The sequence below is a fragment of the Mesorhizobium sp. WSM4832 genome, assembly GCF_055811115.1.
Map to the genome: position 1 here is coordinate 1 of NZ_JBVVQH010000057.1, position 1,121 is coordinate 1,121.

Consider the following 1,121-nt stretch of genomic DNA (forward strand, 5'->3'; position numbering starts at 1 on the left):
CTACATTATCAATCCCTGCCGCCGTACACGGCTATCGGCTCGCCAAGGCTGCCAGGCAAGATGTCTTGACCAAGGCCAGGCCGATCCGATGCTTCCGCCACTGCTCCGTCCTGGATCAGGATGGGGGCATCCGTTAGCGGGTCGGAGACAACGGTTAGCGGATCATAGACAGAGTGGCGGAACTCCTTCGGCGTCGACTGCGCAAAATGGAAAATCGCCGCCTGAACGATCCCGCTTCCTCCTACGTCTTGAATGGTCATCGGCAATCCTGCCGTCACACACATGTCACGCGCACGACGCGCCTTTGTCAGGCCACCCACTCTTGAAATCTTGATATTGACCAGATCCGCTGCCTGATCGGCGATGATCCGCATTACCATCTCAGGCGAATCAATTATCTCGTCGAGGATCATTGGATGATCAGTCCGACGTCTCACTGCAAGGCAGTCCTCGTACGAGGCACAAGGCTGCTCTATATAAACGTCAAGATCGCGAATCTGTCGCATCACTCGCAGAGCCTGATCCCGTGTCCAACCACGATTGCAGTCGGCGTAGTATTCCTCACCGGGCTGGGCTTGCTCGAGAAGTGCCCGTATCTTTGACACATCGTCCGCGACATCTCCGCCCAACTTCAATGACATTCGCCGGTATCCTTTTTCGCGGAAACCTACGGTCATTGCCAGCATCTCTTCAATCGAGCCGACTGTGGGGGCACACATGAGATCTAAACCCCCTTCGAACCTTCCGCCGAGAAGATCGCACAGCGGCATTCCCGTTGCTTTGCCGAGAATGTCCCAACACGCCATGTCGACTGCCGATTTAGCGTAGGGATGACCGAACAACACATGGTCCATGAGGTAGTTGATACGGTCGAGTTGAAGCGGGCTTTCTCCAATGAGATGAGGAGCTAGTTCGTCAATGGCCGCTCTGGCCCCCTTTGCGAACGCCGGCAGATAGTTTCCTCCCAACGTTTGGAGTTCGCCCCAACCAACAATCGCCGCATCAGTTTCAATTTTTACAATGGTGCTTTCGAAAGATTTCCATGTCCGGCCGCGCGATAAGCTGTAGCCCTGCGGGAAAGGCGTCACTATCTCAAAAACCGATATTCGTTCTATCTTCAT

Annotated in this window: 1 protein-coding gene; it reads right to left on the minus strand. The window is 54.6% G+C overall.

Annotated elements, in window-relative coordinates:
- Positions 1-8: 8 nt before the first annotated feature.
- A partial coding sequence (locus AC0L2L_RS33325; RefSeq protein ID WP_473584018.1) for a mandelate racemase/muconate lactonizing enzyme family protein occupies positions 9-1,121 on the minus strand: 1,113 nt, incomplete at its 5' end.